Here is a 15,809-nt window from a genome sequence, read left to right on the forward strand (position 1 = left end):
GCGACTCCCGCGCCGGCATGCAAGACCCTCGCCTCGTTGAGGCGAGGGTTTTTTGTTTCAGGGCACCCTCGTTGCCGGCTTCCCATTCAGGATGGCGCCGGTGGGTCGCAGCGCGTTCATGCTCGAGTGCCGGACAAACGGGGGCGAGCGGCGCCAGCCGGCGCTTGATCTTCCGTGGACCAGGTCGCACGACATTGTCGTTTTCCCGAGGGATGCCGTCAGGCGGCAATCTCGCCGTTGCGGATCGCCACCCGAATCGCCTGCGCTGTCGTTGCGACACCCAGGCGCTTGCGTATGCGACGCAGATGGTTTTCTACTGTGCGCTCGGAGAGTCCGAGGGTCGCGGCGATATCGGTCTGTCGCCTGCCCGCCGCCGTCCAGGCGAGTATCTCGCGCTCTCGGTCCGAAAGTGCTCCGGTCTGATTACCCGGGGGCAACTCCAGCAGCTTGCGTGCTGCAAAAAACGCCGCTTCGGCAATGAGTCTCAGCGCCAACCGGGCCTGTGGAGACGCATCGATACGCTCCCCGCCCAGGCTCAGTGCGCCTTCCAGTCCAAACGGCCCGAACACGGGAACCTGCAGCCCGTGAATCCCGTGGCCCTGTGGAATGCGGACGATCCGGTAGAACTCGCCTTCCTGTCCTGTCGTCTTGGTCCAGAAGAACGGCTCGTGGGCTTCCAGAATGTGGCGCGTCACCGGACAGCGCCGGATATAAGTCTCCGCGTCGACCGGTTCGCCCGTACCGAACCAATCGCCTTCGATCCAATAGATGCTCTGGACCGCATCGTCCCGCGCAGCCGTAGCGGAGAACAGCACGAAGCGGTCGTACCGAAGCGGGGCACTGAACGCCCGAACTTCGTTCTGGATCGTGGCAAGGGTCCTGGCGCCCTCGATGGCGAGGGCGGTCCGGAATGCCGCCTCCACTGCGACTGCAGTCGTCATCAGGCCGTGACTTCCCGGAGCAGGGTCTGCGCCGCGAGCTTGCCGAGGGCGTTGCCGGCCAGCGGGCTGTCTCCGGTGATCAGCTTGCGATCCCGGTGCACTGCACCCGAGATGTTGTCGTTGATGATTTCAAAGCCGAGAGCCTTGAGCCTTTCGCCGAATTTCCAGGTCAGATGGCCCGGCATATAGCCGATATCGGGGGGTCTGGGCGTCGAGCGTATCGGGGAAGGCACAAATCTTGTACCCGCGATAGATGTCGCTGTCGCCTACCGCGAGAAAGGCCGCGGGGCCGTGGCACAGGGAGATGACGAACCTGTCGTTGGCCGCCGCCCACTCCAGCACCGCGCCGACATCCTTGCTCTTGGGAATGCCGATCAGCGCGCCGTGGCCACCCGGGATAAAGATGGCGGCATAGTCGTCGAGACCTTGCGCGATGGCCTTCGACAAGGTCAACGGCTGCTTGAATTGCGAATGATATTTGTCGAAGAAGTCCTTCACCTCCTCGTCTTCGGAAGGCATCGCCCAGTATTCGAATTTGACAGGATTGCCGGATACGGTCGCTACGTCGAAGGCAAAGCCAGCCTTGTCGAGGTGATACATCGGCAGCAGCGTCTCCACGGGGTGGTTGCCGGTCGAGAAGAAAGTGCCGTTGTCGGTCAGAAGATAGCGCTCGTCAGCCCCGATCATCAGGATCTTTTTCTTTCCCTTATACGGGTCTGGATAGTCGGCTCCGCTCAAATCGGACTTTGGCGAAGTGAACTGACTCAGCGAGTAGCTTGAGGGAAAGAAAGCATTCTTCTCCGCCGGATCAGGTTGCGGTTGCTTGTCGGAAGCATGTTGATCGGACATATCGGGCCTCATCGGTGGTCGTGGAGAGTCCGAGGATGCCGTGGCCAGTGGCTTGGTGCAATGAGGGGATTTCCGTCAACGAAATGCCGGCCAAACCGGCCGGCATTTTCCTGGCAGCGGTCGCAAGACCGCCGTCCCGCTGCTCAGCGCGTCCAATACCCCGGACGCCGCACGACATGCCCGTGCGAGTCCCGGACCCAGCGCTCCGGCACGTAGCGGTGTCCCGGGCGCGACACGTAGTGGCCGTGGCCATGGTGCGGACGGGCGTGGTAGCGATGGTAATGGTCATGGCGGTAGTGGTGGCGCCGCACATGCGGCGGGGCCGGACGGTAGTGCTCGTGCCGATGGTAGCCATGCCGATGATCGTGGCGGTCCGAGTGCGCCTGGGCCGGCGACACCAGCCCGAACAGGGCGCCGGCGGCCAGGGTTCCGAGTGCGATCAACCATTGGCGAGTCATGTTTTTCTCCTGTTGCGCTGCCCGGCTTGGCGGCGCGTTGAACATGGCTCGACTGTAGCGATGCGTCGGGGTCTCGGACGGATGCAGTTGTAAGGCGGTCTCACAAGCTCGACGCCATGGAGAGCGGCGCGGGAACACCCGCGGCGAAGGGCCATGCCCTTGTCGGCGCGGGGATAGCGGCCTTTGCAGCGGGCTTCCCGCCCTGCGGCGGCCCGTGCGGCCGCCCATCCAGCCGTATTCGCCGCGTAATGCGGCGTTACAGCCGAAATAACTGCTTGCGACTATCGCCGCGACTACCGCGCCGCGACGCCCTCGCGCGCGCGGGCCTCGCGCATCGCGAGCGCCTTCTTCTGCAGCGCGTGCTCGCGCATCAGCGTCTCCACCGTGGCGCCGTCGCGCGCCAGCAAGGCGGTGACGAAGCGCTGGTGGTCTTCGACGCCGTGGGCCCATTCGTCGCGGTTCTGGTTCGAGCGGAAGCGCAGGTTCTGCACGCGCAGATTGAGGCGGCGATGGGTGTCGGCCAGCGTCGGGTTATGGGCGGCCGCGCTGATCGCCAGATGGGTGCCCATGCTGGCCTCGTAGTAGGCATGCAGATCGCGCGCGGCATAGGCGTCGAGCATCGCGCGATGCAGCCGGGCGATCTGCGCCAGCTCCTCTTCGCTGGCCTTCTCCGCGGCGAGCCGTCCGGTCAGTCCTTCCAGCACGGCCAGCACATCGAACACGTCGGCGACGTCGCGTTCGGACATCGCGATCACCTGCGCGCCGCGCTTGGGCAGCAGCATCACGAGGCCATCGGCGGCGAGGATGCGGTAGGCCTCGCGCAGCGGCGTACGCGAGACGCGCAGCCGTTCGCACAGATCGCGCTCGTTGAGCCACACCCCGGGCACCAGCGTGCCGTCGATGATCAGTTGCCGCAGCCGTTCGGCCACCACCGCGGCCAGCGTCGGATGCGCGATCGCCAGCGGGTCGTCGCCGTCCGCCGGCAGCCCGGCCGCCGCGGTGGCGGGACCGGTGCGGCGGCCGCGCTCGCCGCCGCTGCGCGCCTGCGGCAGGTCCGGCGCCAGCGTTGCCGGCGCGTCTTCGGGGGTAAACCATGGGCGATGCTTCCTTGGTGAGCGGCATTGATTTGGGATATGGTATACCAAATCAACGATACGGCAAGACACCGTGTCGCCAACCCCGCCAGGAGCGCCCTCGATGACCGTGATGCCCGCCTCCGCTTCTCCCGATGCCGGACCTGATTCCAAACCCGCCGCCGGACCCGCTGCGGCCGCCGCTTCCGGATCCGATCCCCGAGCCGACCACCGCCATGACGGCAGCGACGACACCCCCGTGCTGACGATCCGCGACGGCGCCATCGCCACCGTCGTGCTGAACCGCCCCGCCAAGCTCAACGCGATGACGCTGTCGATGTGGCAGCAGCTGGGCGACGCCTTCCGCGCCCTCTCCGCCGACGACGGCGTGCGCTGCGTGATCGTGCGCGGCGCCGGCGAGCGGGCGTTCTCGCCTGGCAACGACATCGGCGAGTTCGCGCAGGCGCGCTCGAACAAGGCGCAGGCCACCGCCTACGGCAAGGTGATGCACGCCACCGCGGAGGCGCTGCAGGACTGCCGCCACCCGGTGGTCGCGCAGATCCACGGCATCTGCGTCGGGGGCGGGCTGGAGATCGCGGCGATGGCCGACATCCGCATCTGCGGCCAGGGCAGCCGTTTCGGCGCGCCGATCAAGAATCTCGGGCTGGTGATGGCCCATGCGGAAATGGCCCCGCTGATCCGGCTGATCGGCGAGTCGCGCACGCTGGAGCTGCTGTTCGAAGGCCGGATCGTCGGCGCGGATGAGGCCCATGGCATGGGCTTGGTGTCGCGGGTGGTGCCCGACGACCAGGTCGCCGCCGAAGCGGCCGCGACCGCGCAGCGCATCGCCAGCGGCGCCCCGCTGGTCGCGCGCTGGCACAAGAAGTTCGCGCGCCAGCTGGCGGCCGGCACGCCGCTGAGCGAGCGCGAGCGCGACGAGGCCTTCGACTGCTTCGACACCGAGGACTTCCGCACCGGCTATCGCGCCTTCCTCGCCAAGCAGACGCCCGAGTTTCACGGCCGCTGAGCGGCCTCCACCTCGAAGGACAGCGATGGCTTCCCCCCATGCAATCCGAACGTTCTCCCCGGGCCGGCGCCCTCGCCGGCATGCGCGTGCTCGAGCTGGCGCAGATCATGGCCGGCCCGACCTGCGGCATGATGCTGGCCGACCTCGGCGCCGACGTGATCAAGATCGAGAAGACCGACGGCGGCGACGATGCGCGCGGCTATCGCGATCCGCGCATCAACGGCGTGTCGGCGCCCTTCCTGATGCTGAACCGCAACAAGCGCGCGATCGCCCTGGATCTGAAGACGCCCGAAGGCAAGGAGGTGCTGCTGCGGATGGTGCGCGACGCCGACGTGCTGATCGAGAACTTCCGCAAGGGCACGCTGGAAAAGCTGGGGCTCGGTTACGACGTGCTGTCGGAAATCAATCCCGGCCTGATCTATTGCGCGATCTCCGGCTATGGCCGCACCGGCCCGGCCGCCGACAAGGGCGGCTTCGACCTGATCGCGCAGGGCTATACCGGGCTGATGAGCATCACCGGCGAGGAAGGCGGGCCGCCGCTGCGCACCGGCAATTCGATCGCCGACATCAATGCCGGCATCCTGGCCGCGGTCGGCATCCTGGCGGCGTACCAGCACAAGCAGAAGACCGGGCGCGGCCAGATCGTCGAGACGTCGCTGATCGAGGCCGGCCTGCAGCAGCTGTACTGGCATGCGGCGATCCATTTCGCCACCGGCGAATCGCCGGGGCCGAGCGGCTCGGCGCATGTGCTGGCGACCCCGTACCAGGCCTTTCCGACGCAGGACGGCACATCATCGTCGGCGGCGCCAACGAGAAGAACTGGGAGCGGATCGCGCAGGTGCTGGGCCGGCCCGAATGGCTGACCGATCCGCGCTATCGGCTGAACTCGGACCGCATGCGCCACCGCGACACGCTGCTGCCGGCCATGGCGGAGATCCTGCGCACCAAGCCCTCGGCCGAATGGCTGGCGGCGTTCGACGCGGCGGGCGTGCCGGCCGGGCCGGTGCATTCGATCGGCGAGGCGCTGTCGCATCCGCAAACGCTCGCGCGCGAGATGGTGGTCGAGCAGCAGCATCCCGAGGCCGGGCCGGTCAAGAGCATCGGCCTGCCGATCAAGCTGTCGGAGACGCCCGCGCAATACCGGCGGCCGCCGCCGCGGCTGGGCGAGGACACGCGGGCGCTGCTGGCCGAGTGCGGGTATGGAGAGGCCGAGATTGCGCGGATGCTGCGGGCTGGCGTCGTGTGGGACGTGACGGCGGCGGAGGGATAGCGAACGCCGTTGCCGTCCCCCGCCCCTTTCCCTCCGGCGGCGCAGGCGGTAGAAAGGCGACAATCAAACCACCGCCTCGTCGTCCCGTCGCACCCCTGCTGCCCCCGCCGCAACCTCATCTTCCTCCGCCGCCTCATCCGGCCAGCTGCGGCTGACCATCCATTCGTACAGCGTCGGCAGCACGATCAGCGTCAGCACGGTGGCGGTGATCAGCCCGCCGATGATCACGATCGCCAGCGGGCGCTGCGTCTCCGAGCCGATCGCGCGCGAGACCGCCATCGGGAACAGGCCGAGCATCGCCAGCAGCGCGGTCATCAGCACGGTCCGCAGGCGATCCATCGATCCGGCCAGCACTGCCTCGCGCAGCGGCAGCCCCTGCTCGCGTAGCTGGTTGAAGTAGGTCACCATCACCACCCCATTGAGCACGGCCTGGCCGAACAGCGCGATAAACCCGATCGCCGCCGACACCGACAGCGGAATGCCGGTCAGGAACAGCGCGAACACGCCGCCCACCAGCGCGAACGGGATGTTCGACAGGATCAGCGTCGCGCTCTTGAACGACTTGAACGCCTGGAACAGCAGCAGGAAGATCACCAGCACCGACAACGGCACGACGATCGACAGCCGCGCCATCGCGCGCTGCTGGTTCTCGAACTCGCCGGACCAGCCGATCTTGACGTCGTCGGCACGCACGTTCTTCGCCACCAGCGCCTGCATGTCCTTGACCACGCTGCCCATGTCGCGGTCGTGAATGAAGACGCCGATCGACGTGGTGCGCTGGCCGTTCTCGCGGCTGATATTCATCGCGCCGGAGGCCGCATGGAAATGCACCAGCTGCGACAGCGGCACCTGGGCGCCCTCGGCGGTCTGCATCAGGATGTTCGGCAGGTTCGGCAGCTCACGTTCGCCGGGCGCCAGCCGCACCACCACGCTGAAGTGCCGCTCGCCTTCCCACAGCTCGGTGGCGGCCTTGCCCGCCAGCGCGGTCTCCATCAGGTCCTGCACGTCGGCCACGTTGATGCCGTAGCGCGCGGCCTGGGCGCGGTCGAAGTCGAGCACATACTGCGGCAGCTCGCCGTCGCGATCGATGAAGGCGCGCATCACGCCCGGCACGGTCTGCACGTTGGCGAGGATCTGGTCGGCGACGCGCTTGTTCTGCTCGAGGCTGTCGCTCTGCACCTTGATGACGATCTGGCCCTTGATCTGCGAGATGCTCTCGAGGATGTTGTCGCGCACCGGCTGCGAGAAGTTGGGTTCGATGCCCGGCAGCTTGCGCAGGTTGGCGTTGATCTCGCCGATGATGCGGCGTTTGTCGAAGCCGCGGCGCCACTCCGCTTCCGGCTTCAGGTCGACCAGGATCTCCACCGTATTGATCAGCTTCGGGTCGGTGCCGTCGTCGGGACGGCCGACCTTGGAGATGGTCGACTTGACCTCCGGCGTTTGCCGGATCGTGCGCCGCAGCCGCGCGGCCTGCTCGCGTGCCTCGTCGGTCGACACCGAGGCCGGCAGGTCGAAGCTGACCCACATCGCGCCCTCGTCGAGCTCGGGCAGGAATTCGCTGCCCAGCAGCTTGCCGACGCCGGCGGTGACGACCAGCAGCGCCACCGCGCTTGCCACCACGGCGCGCTTGTGGTCCAGCGCCCACGCCAGCATCGGCGCATAGGCGCGCTTGCACAGCCGCACCACCGCGTTGTCGTGATGGGCGATGTCCTTCTTCAGCAGCAGGTAGCACAGCAGCGGCACCAGCGTCAGCGACACGATCAGCGAGCCCACCAGCGCGCCCGTGACCGTGTACGCCATCGGCGCGAAGATCTTTCCTTCGTGCCGCTGCAGCGTGAAGATCGGCAGGTGCGCGGCGATGATGATCACCATCGAGAACACCGTCGGCCGGCCGACCTCGGTCGTCGCGCGCGCGATCGCCTGCAGCCGTGCGCGGCTGTCGCGGATCTTCTGCTCCTTCAGCTCGCCCAGCCGCTTGAAGATGTTCTCGACTACGATCACCGCGCCGTCGACGATGATGCCGAAGTCCATCGCTCCGAGCGACAGCAGGTTGGCCGGAATGCCGACCCAGGTCAGGCCGATGAACGTCGACAGCAGCGCCAGCGGGATCACCAGCGCGACGATGGCGGCGGCCCGCACGTTGGCCAGGAACAGGTACAGCACCGCCATCACCAGCAGCGCGCCCTCGACCAGGTTGCCGAACACCGTGTGCAGCGTCTTGTCGATCAGGTCGGCGCGGTCGTAGTACGGCACGATCTCGACGCCGCGCGGCAGGATCTGCTCGTTGAGCTGCGCGATCTTGGCCTTCAGCGCGGTCAGCACCTCCGACGGGTTCTCGCCCTTGCGCATCACCACGATGCCCGAGACGATGTCCTCCTCGTCGTCCTGCGCCATCAGGCCCTGCCGCGGCGCGGCGCCGACGCGCACCTCGGCGATGTCCTTGACCAGGATCGGCGTGCCGTTGACCTCGGACACCACCACGTTCGCGATATCGGCCGAGCTGCGGAAGCTGCCGAGCGAGCGCAGCAGATACTGCTGCCGCCCCTGCGCGACCGCGCCGCCGCCGGCGTTCGAGTTGCCGCGCTGCAGGGCCTCGAACAGCTGCGCCAGCGAAATATGCGCGTCGCGCATGCGGGCCAGATTCGGGTTGACCTCGTACTGCTTGATGGTGCCGCCGATGGTCACCAGGTCCGCGACGCCCGGTACCTGGCGCAGGTTCTTCTCGACCACCCAGTCCTGCAGCGTGCGCAGCTCCTGCGGCGTGTGGCCCTTGCCCTTCAGGCGGAAGCGGTAGATCTCGCCGATCGCGGTCGACAGCGGTGCCAGGTCCGGCTGCACCCCGTCGGGCAGATCGACGCCGCGCAGGCGCTCGATCACCTGCTGGCGCGCGGTGACGTCGGTGGCCTTGTCGTTGAAGGTCACCATCAGGTAGGACAGGCCGAACTGCGTGTGCGAGAACACCCGCACCGAATTGGGCGTGCCGGCCAGCGCGGTCTCGATCGGAATCGTGACCTGGCGCTCGACCTCCTCCGCCGCGCGGCCGGGATACAGCGTGATCACGTTGACCTGCACGTCCGAGACATCGGGAAAGGCCTCGATCGGCAGGTTCTTGAAGGCGGCCAGGCCGGCGGCGACGAACAGCGCCAGCCCCATCCAGACGAACAGCTTCTGGTGCAGCGCGAAATGGACGATGCGCGAGATCATGACGCTTCCGGCCTCATCGAGCTTGTTGGCGCAGCGCGGCCTGCGTCGCGCTCGCATCGCGCAGGATGTCCTGCAGATAGAGATTGCCGTCGGTCACCACCTGCATGCCCGGCTCCAGCCCGGCCACCACCTCGGTCACGCCCGGCAGGCTCGCACCGACCTTGACCTCGCGGCGCTCGAAGCGATGCGCGTCGACGCGCACGAACACATAGTGATGGTTGTCGGCCAGGAAGACCGCCCGCGCCGGCACGGCGATGCCGTCGAAGCCGGCGGCCTCGATGCGCGCGGTGACGAACATCTCCGCCTTCAACCGGCGCTCCGGGTTCGGCACCGACAGGCGCACCTTGATGCTGCGCGCGGCCGGATCGACGTAGTCGGCGATCTTGACCACCTTGGCCGGGAATGACTCGCCCGGATAGGCGGTCGACGTCAGCGTCACGCTGCCGCCGGGGCGGAACAGCGCCAGATCGGCCTCGGCCGCGTCGAGCTGTGCCCACAGGTCGGAGGGGTCGGTCAGCAGGAACAGCGGCGCGGCCGGCGGCTGGTCGGGCCGCAGCTGCATGCCCGGATTGACGTTGCGCTCGACCACCAGGCCGGCGATCGGCGCGCGCAGTGCGAAGCGATCCGGGGCGCCCACACCGATCGCGCCCGGCTTGCCCAGTTCGCCGCCGACCTGCCGCAACGCCGCCTGCGCACGCTGCAGTTCGGCACTGGCGCGCGCGGCCTCGGCCTGGGCCTGCTCCAGGTCCTTCTGCGCGACGATGCCCGCGCCATACAGCTCGCGTTGCCGCGCCAGGCCCTTGGACGCCAGCGCGGCATCGGCGGCGGCCTTGCGCGCATCGGCCTGCGCCGCGCCGAAGTCGGGCGAGGACAGCAGCACCAGCGGCTGGCCCGCGGCGACGGTGGTGCCGGGCTGCACCAGGATCTCGGCGACGCGGCCGGCGAACGGGCTCATCACGCGCACGGTGCGATCCTCGTTCCAGACCAGCCGGCCGGGCAGCGTCAGCACGCGTTCCGCGCCGCGCCGCACCGGTTCGGCGGCGATGCCGGGCAGCGACTTGACCGTATCGGGAAAGACGACGGCCGCGCCTTCGACACGCGGCGACTCGGACTCCGGTTCGGCCTTCCGGCCGCATGCGGTCAGGCTCAGCAGCGTGCCAAGCAGGACGATCGTCAACAGGGAACGGAGGGTCATGGCGACGGAGATGGGAAAGCCGGAACGTGTCCGGTCAGTGGACGGAAAGGTAGGGGGCGACGTCTTGCAACGGCAGATCGGCAGCACCGGCCGGAGCCGCGGCGGCCGGTTCCTCCGCAGTGCGCGTGGCGGCCAGATAGGCGGACAGCGCCTTGGCATAGGCGCCGCGCGCCTGCGCGGCATCGAGGCGTGTCTGCCGCAGCGCGCGGCGCGCATCGAGCAGTTCGAGCACGCCGATCGCGCCCTTGCCGAAGGCGAACTCGGCATCGGCGGCGACGCGCTCGGCCGCGGGCAGCACGGCCTCGTCGATCTGGCGCAGCGATTCGCGCGCGGCATCGAGTGCCGTGCGCAGCCGGCCGACCTCGTTGCCCGCGGCCAGCAGCACGCGGTTGCGTTCGTCGAGCGCCGCGTAGTAATCGACCTCTGCGCGCTGCGCCTCGCCGCCATAGCTGTGGCGCAGATACAGCGGGATGCTGACGAACACGCCGAAGCTGTTGCCGCTGCCCTGCTGGTTGGTGGCCGAGGCCGGATAGCGCTCGGCTTGCGCGCCGACAGTCACGTCGGGCACCCGTCCGGCGCGTGCCAGTTCGCGCGCGGCCGCGGCGGCCTGCAGGCGCGCCTGCGCCACGGCGACATCGGGCCGCGCCTGCAAGGCCTGTTCGTCCAGCGTCGGCACCGGCTCGGCCAGGCCCGGCCACTGCGGCGACAGCGCGACGTCCTGCAGCGTGCCCGGGATGCCGATGCGCTGCGCGAGTTCGGCCAGGTCGCGCTGATGATCGGCCCGCGCCTCGCGCCAGTCCGCCCGGGCGCGCAAGGCATCGAGCTCGAGCCGAGTCACGTCGGCGCGCGCCAGGTCGCCGGCCTTGTAGCGGGTCCTGTTGGCCTGCTCGGTGCGCTCGTACAGCGCCAGCGTCTGCGTCAGCACGTCCACGCGCTGCTGGCTGACCGCGGCATCGAAGTAAGCCTGCTCCAGCGCGGCGATCTGCTGCACGGTGGCCGCCTGCACCTGCCGGCCCGCCGCCACGCTGGACGCCTGCGCGGTCTTGACGCGCAGGCCGGCCTTGTTGGCGGTCTCGATCACCTGGTCGATGCGCACCGTCGAATCGACGGTCTTGTTGCGCCAGCTGCCGGCGCCGACGCCGGCATGCGGGTTGATGTTCTCCACGCCCAGGCTCAGCACCGGGTTCGGCCGCTGCCCGGCGATCTGGATATCGGCCTCGGCTGCCTGCACGGCGCGGCGTGCCGCGATCAGGTCCGGATTGCAGCGCAGCGCCAGCGCGCGCGCCTCGGACAGCGTCAGTGTCGCGCCCGCGCCGGGCGCGCGGCATTCGCCGTCAGGCTGCGGGGCGACGGCGGCGGGCAGCGGCGCCGCGGCGGCGAAGCGGGCCGGCGCGCCGAGCAGCAGCGAGGCGGCGATCGACGCCAGCAGCAGGCGGAGGTGGGCACAGCGATGACGACGGACTTGCACGATGACAGGCTCGATTCAGGCAACGCAGACACGAAGCGCGCCGGCAGGGCCGGCGCGACGCGACCGTGCGGCCCCTTTGGCAATGGGCCCGGCACGATCTCCGGCGGCATTGGAGCGAAACGGGATTTCAATCGGCTTTCAACATCTTGACGATTAGCTTGCAGCGCGCGATTCCGCGGGAATGCCCTGACGTCCAGCGTGTGGGCGATGTCTCCATGTTTTATGATCGATACTTTTGCGCGAGGCCGCCGCGGTGGCGCCCGCCCCCCTTCCACGCGATCGACGATGCCCGATATTCCGCTGCTCCCCCGCGCTGTTGACCTTCCTTCTCGGCGGTGCGCTCGGCGCAGTCGGCGGGCTCTTCGGCATCGGCGGCGGGCTGATCGCGATCCCGGCGCTCGGCTTGCTCTACGGCATGGACCAGCAACTGGCGCAGGGCACCGCGCTGGTGATGATCGCGCCCAATGTGCTGATCGGCTTCTGGCAGTACCGCCGCCGCGCGGACATCGCGCTGCGCACCGCGCTGGTGCTGGGCCTGTCCGCGGTGCTGGCGACCTATGTAGGCGCGCGGCTGGCGACGGCGATGGACGCGGTGCTGCTGCGGCGGATCTTCGCGCTGTTCATGATCGGCATGGCCGTGTATTTCCTGTGGCGGCTGTTGCCTGGCCGCGCGGTCACGGTGCAGAAGGACCGCCTGTCGTCGCGCTGGATTCCGGCCGTGGGCGTGGTCGGCGGCGCGTTGTCGGGATTCTTCGGCGTGGGCGGCGGCGTGGTCGCGGCGCCGGCACTGGTGGGCCTGTTCGGTTTCCGCCAGGCGGCGGCGCAAGGGCTGGCACTGGCGCTGGTCACGCCCGGCGCGGTGGTCGCGCTGGCGACCTATGCACAGGCCCGCCACGTCGACTGGGCCAGCGGCATCCCGCTGTCGCTCGGCGGCATGCTGACGATCTCCTGGGGCGTGGCCCTGGCGCACCGCATGCCCGAGCGCCATCTGCGGGCGTGGTTCTCGCTGTGCCTGATCGCCACCGCGGTGGTGATGTTGGTGCGGGGTTGAGCCAGTGTTGATGCTGGCGCGCGGCCGACGCGGTTGGTGATGCTGGCGCGCGGCGACGCGGCGTGATGCCCGCGCGCGGCTGAGGCGGGCGTGATGCTGGTGCGGGGCTGAGGCGGCGGTAATGCTGGCGCGGGGCCGAGGCAGTGTTGGTGCCGGTGCGCGGCCGGGGCGTTTGCCGCTGCGGACGGTCTTTTTGCCGCAGGCTAGTTCTTTCTGAACACCACGCTGAAGTTGTTGGCCGGCATCGGCACCGCTTCCTCGAAGCGCAGGCCGACGCTGTCTCCCAGCGCGATCACGGCCTCGATATCGCGCACGCCCCACGAGGCATCGCTCGCGCGCAGCTGCTCGTCGAAGATCGCGTTGCTCGGCGACGTGTGCTGACCGTCGCGACGATAGGGACCATACAGATAAAGCACGCCGCCGACGGGCAACAAGCGCGCCGCGCCCGCGAACAGCGCTTCCGCCGCCTGCCACGGCGAGATATGGATCATGTTGATGCAGACGACGGCATCGGCCTGCTCGATGCCCCAGTCGGCCTGCAGCACGTCCAGCGCCAGCGGATCACGCAGGTTCGGCAAACCCGCCTCCACCTTCCACGCCGCGATCGACCGCCGCGCGGCAGCGTCCGGATCGCTGGGCTGCCAAGTCCACGCCGGATTCGCGGCGGCGAAGTGCCTGGCATGCTGGCCGGTGCCGCTGGCAATCTCGAGGATCGTACCGGCCGCCGGCAATACGCGACGCAACACCTCGAGAATCGGCTCGCGATTGCGGTCGGCGGCGGGGGGCGATGCGGCGGTGGTTGGGATGGACGTGTTCAGGCAGCATGGGCATCGGTCGGTCGGGCGGCCGGTTCGAACGGCGAGGTTGACAGCCTACCAGCAACGCCCGTCCGTCGACCCAAATCGCCACTGCGATACACTGCCCCCGCCGTTGCCATTTCCCCGCCGTAGCCCCTTGCCCACGTACACCCTTTCCGCCCCCGTTCACGCCGAGCTCGATATCCGCAAGAGCCGCTTTCTCGCCGTCGCCATGCCGGTCGCCGATCGCGACGAGGCGATGTGCGTCGTGCAGTCGCTGCGCGCCGAGCATCCGACGGCGACGCATGTCTGCTGGGCGCTGCTGGCCGGCGGGCAGTCCGGCATGTCGGACGACGGCGAGCCGTCGGGCACCGCGGGGCGGCCGATTCTCGAGGTGCTGCGCCATCATGAACTCGATGGCGTGCTGGCCGCGGTGGTGCGCTACTACGGCGGCATCAAGCTCGGCGCCGGCGGGCTGGTGCGGGCCTATACCGATGCGATCGCCGCCGCGCTGAAGACCGCCGAACGGGTCGAGCGCATCGCGTATGCGAGCCTGGCGGTCGAGGTGGACTATGCCGACGAGGCGCGGGTGCGGCGCTGGCTCGAACAGACCGGCCACACGTTGGCCGACAGCGCCTATGGCGCGACGGTCCAGTTGTCGATACGACTGCCCGCCACCGAACTGGACGCGGCCCAGGCAGCGCTGCGCGATGCCACGCATGGCCGCGCACAGTTTCCGCGGGTGGATCCGGACCACGAGGGACGCCGATGAGCGAGGCGATGAGCGGGCCGATGACCGAGCCGAAGGGCGAGGTGGTAGCCGAACCGATGAGCGAGCCGAAGGACGAGCAGATGAGTGAGGCGATCGGCGAGCCAATGAGCGAACCGGACAGCGCATTACCGCTGCGCGTGCGTATCGCCCCATCGGGGCTGGAGTTCGCGGCGGAGCCTGGGCAATCCATTCTCGAAGCCGCGCTGCGCGCCGGCATTCGCCTGCCCCACTCCTGCCGCAACGGCACGTGCCGCGCCTGCCTGTCCCGGCTGGTGTCCGGCAGCATCCGCTATCGGATCGAATGGCCGGGCCTGAGCGCCGACGAAAAGGAAGACGGCTATCTGCTGCCTTGCGTCGCCTGCCCCCAATCCGATCTGGAGATCGTCGCACCGGGCGCGCGGCGGCAGGACTAAGCCCGCGACGCTCAGGCGACCGCGCGCCTGCGCACCGGCGCCGGCGCAACCGCGGCAAAGAACGCCAGCGCGATCCGCAGCGCATCGGGCCCCGCCGGATCGGCATAGGCCTGGCTGGCCGCGCCGCCGCTCCACGCATGGCCCAGCCCTTCAACCCGTACCAGGCGGACATAGAGCCTGCCGTCGCGGCGCCAGTCATGCACCGCGACCGGACGGCGCTCACCCCGCCGCAGCACGCGCACCGAAGGCTGGGCCGCCGCGGCCGGCAAAGCGCCCGGGGTCGACAGCGACAACCACAGCGTCGCGCTGGCGATGGCGTTGTCGTAGGCGACCACACGATCAGCATCGCCATGAATCAACAGCAGCGGCGGCGGCATCCTGCCCTGCAATTGCAGCCGCAGCGCCTGCAATTGCGCGGCCGTATGTCCGTTCAGCGAGCCGCGCATGACGCGGCCGGCCTGCGTGGCGTTGCGGGCGAGATGCGGGGCCGCGCCCGAGTGCGAGCCGACGGCGACGAAGCGGTCGGGGTAGCGCAGCGCCAGCATCAGCGCCATCGCGCCCCCCGGCCGAGAGTCCAAGCAGGTGCACGCGATCGGACTGCACCGGATGCGCGCGGCAGACATGGTCGATCATTCCCATCAGCAGGCCGGCCTCCGCCGCGGCCTGCGCCTCGCCGCGGAACCAGTTCCAGCATCGATGCGCATTGGCGCGCGAGGACTGCTCGGGCAGCAGCACGATGCAGCGGCGCGCCCGCGCCAGCGCGGCCACGCGCGTGCAGGCGGCGAAGCTGGCGGCATCCTGGCCGCAGCCATGCAGCAGCACCAGCAAGGGCGCGGGCCGCGACGTGCCGACGCCAGACGGGATAAACAATCGATAGTGGCGCTGCGCCAGCGGACCGAAGCCCCAGACGCCCTCCTGCCATCGGCCGCCGCGGCTGGTCGGCGCCGGCACCGGCGAGGTGACACCGGACAGCACGCGCCGCGCTTCCCGGCCCTGCTGGGCCGCATGGCCGACCGACTGCGCCACGGTATGCGCGACGGTCTGCGCCACCGTCTTCGTGACGGACTTCGTCACCGAGCGCGCGACCGCGCGCTGCATCTGCTGCATCTGGCGGGCAGCGGTCTTGCCAAGCTTGGCCCAGGGATTGACGGTGCGGCGGCGGCGTGGGGTCGGCATCGGTCAGCCTTGCGCTTTACGCGTTACGGTCCGCGGGTCGGGACCGAGGCCATTATGCGGCAAGCCGGAGCGCGGCATGCCGATGCGCTGCAGACGCCTATACCGTTGCCGTTGC

General features: G+C 69.2%; 12 protein-coding genes and 3 pseudogenes. 5 read left to right on the forward strand and 10 right to left on the reverse strand.

Annotated features, from left to right (window positions below; translation table 11 throughout):
* Positions 1 to 218: 218 nt before the first annotated feature.
* The 4 genes and pseudogenes from OJJOAM_RS17955 to OJJOAM_RS17970 all read right to left on the reverse strand — a co-directional run bounded on the left by OJJOAM_RS17955 (position 219) and on the right by OJJOAM_RS17970 (position 3,393).
* Positions 219 to 941 (reverse strand): PA1136 family autoinducer-binding transcriptional regulator, encoded by a 723-nt coding sequence (locus OJJOAM_RS17955; RefSeq protein WP_422650604.1) that lies wholly within the window; start codon positions 939 to 941, stop codon positions 219 to 221.
* Positions 941 to 1,790 (reverse strand): annotated as a pseudogene (gene hchA / locus OJJOAM_RS17960) (glyoxalase III HchA). Before hchA ends, OJJOAM_RS17955 begins: the two are co-directional and overlap by 1 nt.
* A 143-nt stretch (positions 1,791 to 1,933) precedes the next feature.
* On the reverse strand, positions 1,934 to 2,248 hold the full coding sequence (locus OJJOAM_RS17965) for a hypothetical protein (RefSeq protein WP_422650605.1): 315 nt from the start codon (positions 2,246 to 2,248) through the stop codon (positions 1,934 to 1,936).
* Positions 2,249 to 2,541: 293 nt separating this feature from the next.
* The gene (locus OJJOAM_RS17970) at positions 2,542 to 3,393 is read right to left on the reverse strand and encodes a GntR family transcriptional regulator (protein ID WP_422650606.1); all 852 of its coding nucleotides are present in this window, start codon (positions 3,391 to 3,393) and stop codon (positions 2,542 to 2,544) included.
* Between the two features lie 52 nt (positions 3,394 to 3,445).
* Between OJJOAM_RS17970 and OJJOAM_RS17975 the strand changes: the two genes are divergently transcribed.
* Both OJJOAM_RS17975 and OJJOAM_RS17980 read left to right on the forward strand, forming a co-directional pair.
* The gene (locus OJJOAM_RS17975; protein ID WP_422650607.1) at positions 3,446 to 4,348 is read left to right on the forward strand and encodes an enoyl-CoA hydratase/isomerase family protein; all 903 of its coding nucleotides are present in this window, start codon (positions 3,446 to 3,448) and stop codon (positions 4,346 to 4,348) included.
* A gap of 38 nt (positions 4,349 to 4,386) precedes the next feature.
* A pseudogene (locus OJJOAM_RS17980) lies at positions 4,387 to 5,618 on the forward strand (CaiB/BaiF CoA transferase family protein).
* A gap of 63 nt (positions 5,619 to 5,681) precedes the next feature.
* Here OJJOAM_RS17980 and OJJOAM_RS17985 read toward each other — a convergent pair.
* From OJJOAM_RS17985 to OJJOAM_RS17995, 3 genes are read right to left on the reverse strand one after another with little or no spacing between them, the layout of a single operon-like run.
* Positions 5,682 to 8,822 carry an efflux RND transporter permease subunit gene (locus OJJOAM_RS17985; RefSeq protein WP_422650608.1) on the reverse strand — a complete coding sequence of 1,047 codons (3,141 nt, stop codon included), beginning with the start codon at positions 8,820 to 8,822 and terminating at the stop codon, positions 5,682 to 5,684.
* A gap of 13 nt (positions 8,823 to 8,835) precedes the next feature.
* Positions 8,836 to 10,017 carry an efflux RND transporter periplasmic adaptor subunit gene (locus OJJOAM_RS17990; RefSeq protein ID WP_422650609.1) on the reverse strand — a complete coding sequence of 394 codons (1,182 nt, stop codon included), beginning with the start codon at positions 10,015 to 10,017 and terminating at the stop codon, positions 8,836 to 8,838.
* 34 nt (positions 10,018 to 10,051) lie between these two features.
* On the reverse strand, positions 10,052 to 11,485 hold the full coding sequence (locus OJJOAM_RS17995; RefSeq protein ID WP_422650610.1) for a TolC family protein: 1,434 nt from the start codon (positions 11,483 to 11,485) through the stop codon (positions 10,052 to 10,054).
* Between the two features lie 313 nt (positions 11,486 to 11,798).
* Here OJJOAM_RS17995 and OJJOAM_RS18000 point away from each other — a divergent pair, with 313 nt between their 5' ends.
* The gene (locus tag OJJOAM_RS18000; RefSeq protein WP_422650953.1) at positions 11,799 to 12,536 is read left to right on the forward strand and encodes a sulfite exporter TauE/SafE family protein; all 738 of its coding nucleotides are present in this window, start codon (positions 11,799 to 11,801) and stop codon (positions 12,534 to 12,536) included.
* A gap of 203 nt (positions 12,537 to 12,739) precedes the next feature.
* On the opposite strand, the gene OJJOAM_RS18005 is transcribed toward OJJOAM_RS18000, so the two are convergent.
* On the reverse strand, positions 12,740 to 13,354 hold the full coding sequence (locus tag OJJOAM_RS18005; RefSeq protein WP_422650954.1) for a DUF938 domain-containing protein: 615 nt from the start codon (positions 13,352 to 13,354) through the stop codon (positions 12,740 to 12,742).
* Positions 13,355 to 13,490: 136 nt separating this feature from the next.
* Here OJJOAM_RS18005 and OJJOAM_RS18010 point away from each other — a divergent pair, with 136 nt between their 5' ends.
* Together OJJOAM_RS18010 and OJJOAM_RS18015 are read left to right on the forward strand one after the other, a co-directional pair.
* Complete coding sequence (locus OJJOAM_RS18010) at positions 13,491 to 14,105, forward strand: IMPACT family protein (RefSeq protein ID WP_422650611.1); 615 nt, start codon at positions 13,491 to 13,493, stop codon at positions 14,103 to 14,105.
* A 104-nt stretch (positions 14,106 to 14,209) separates the two neighbouring features.
* Positions 14,210 to 14,518: a 2Fe-2S iron-sulfur cluster-binding protein gene (locus OJJOAM_RS18015; protein WP_422650955.1), complete on the forward strand. Its 309-nt coding sequence runs from the start codon at positions 14,210 to 14,212 to the stop codon at positions 14,516 to 14,518.
* Positions 14,519 to 14,529: 11 nt separating this feature from the next.
* Here the strand turns inward: OJJOAM_RS18015 and OJJOAM_RS18020 are convergent, their stop codons facing one another.
* Positions 14,530 to 15,141: an alpha/beta hydrolase family esterase gene (locus tag OJJOAM_RS18020; protein ID WP_422650612.1), complete on the reverse strand. Its 612-nt coding sequence runs from the start codon at positions 15,139 to 15,141 to the stop codon at positions 14,530 to 14,532.
* Positions 15,137 to 15,694 (reverse strand): annotated as a pseudogene (locus OJJOAM_RS18025) (PHB depolymerase family esterase); the annotation flags it as partial. The pseudogene OJJOAM_RS18025 and the gene OJJOAM_RS18020, both read right to left, overlap by 5 nt.
* Positions 15,695 to 15,809 lie beyond the last annotated feature (115 nt).

The organism is Cupriavidus sp. H18C1, from assembly GCF_049311595.1.
Classification (GTDB): domain Bacteria; phylum Pseudomonadota; class Gammaproteobacteria; order Burkholderiales; family Burkholderiaceae; genus Cupriavidus; species Cupriavidus cauae.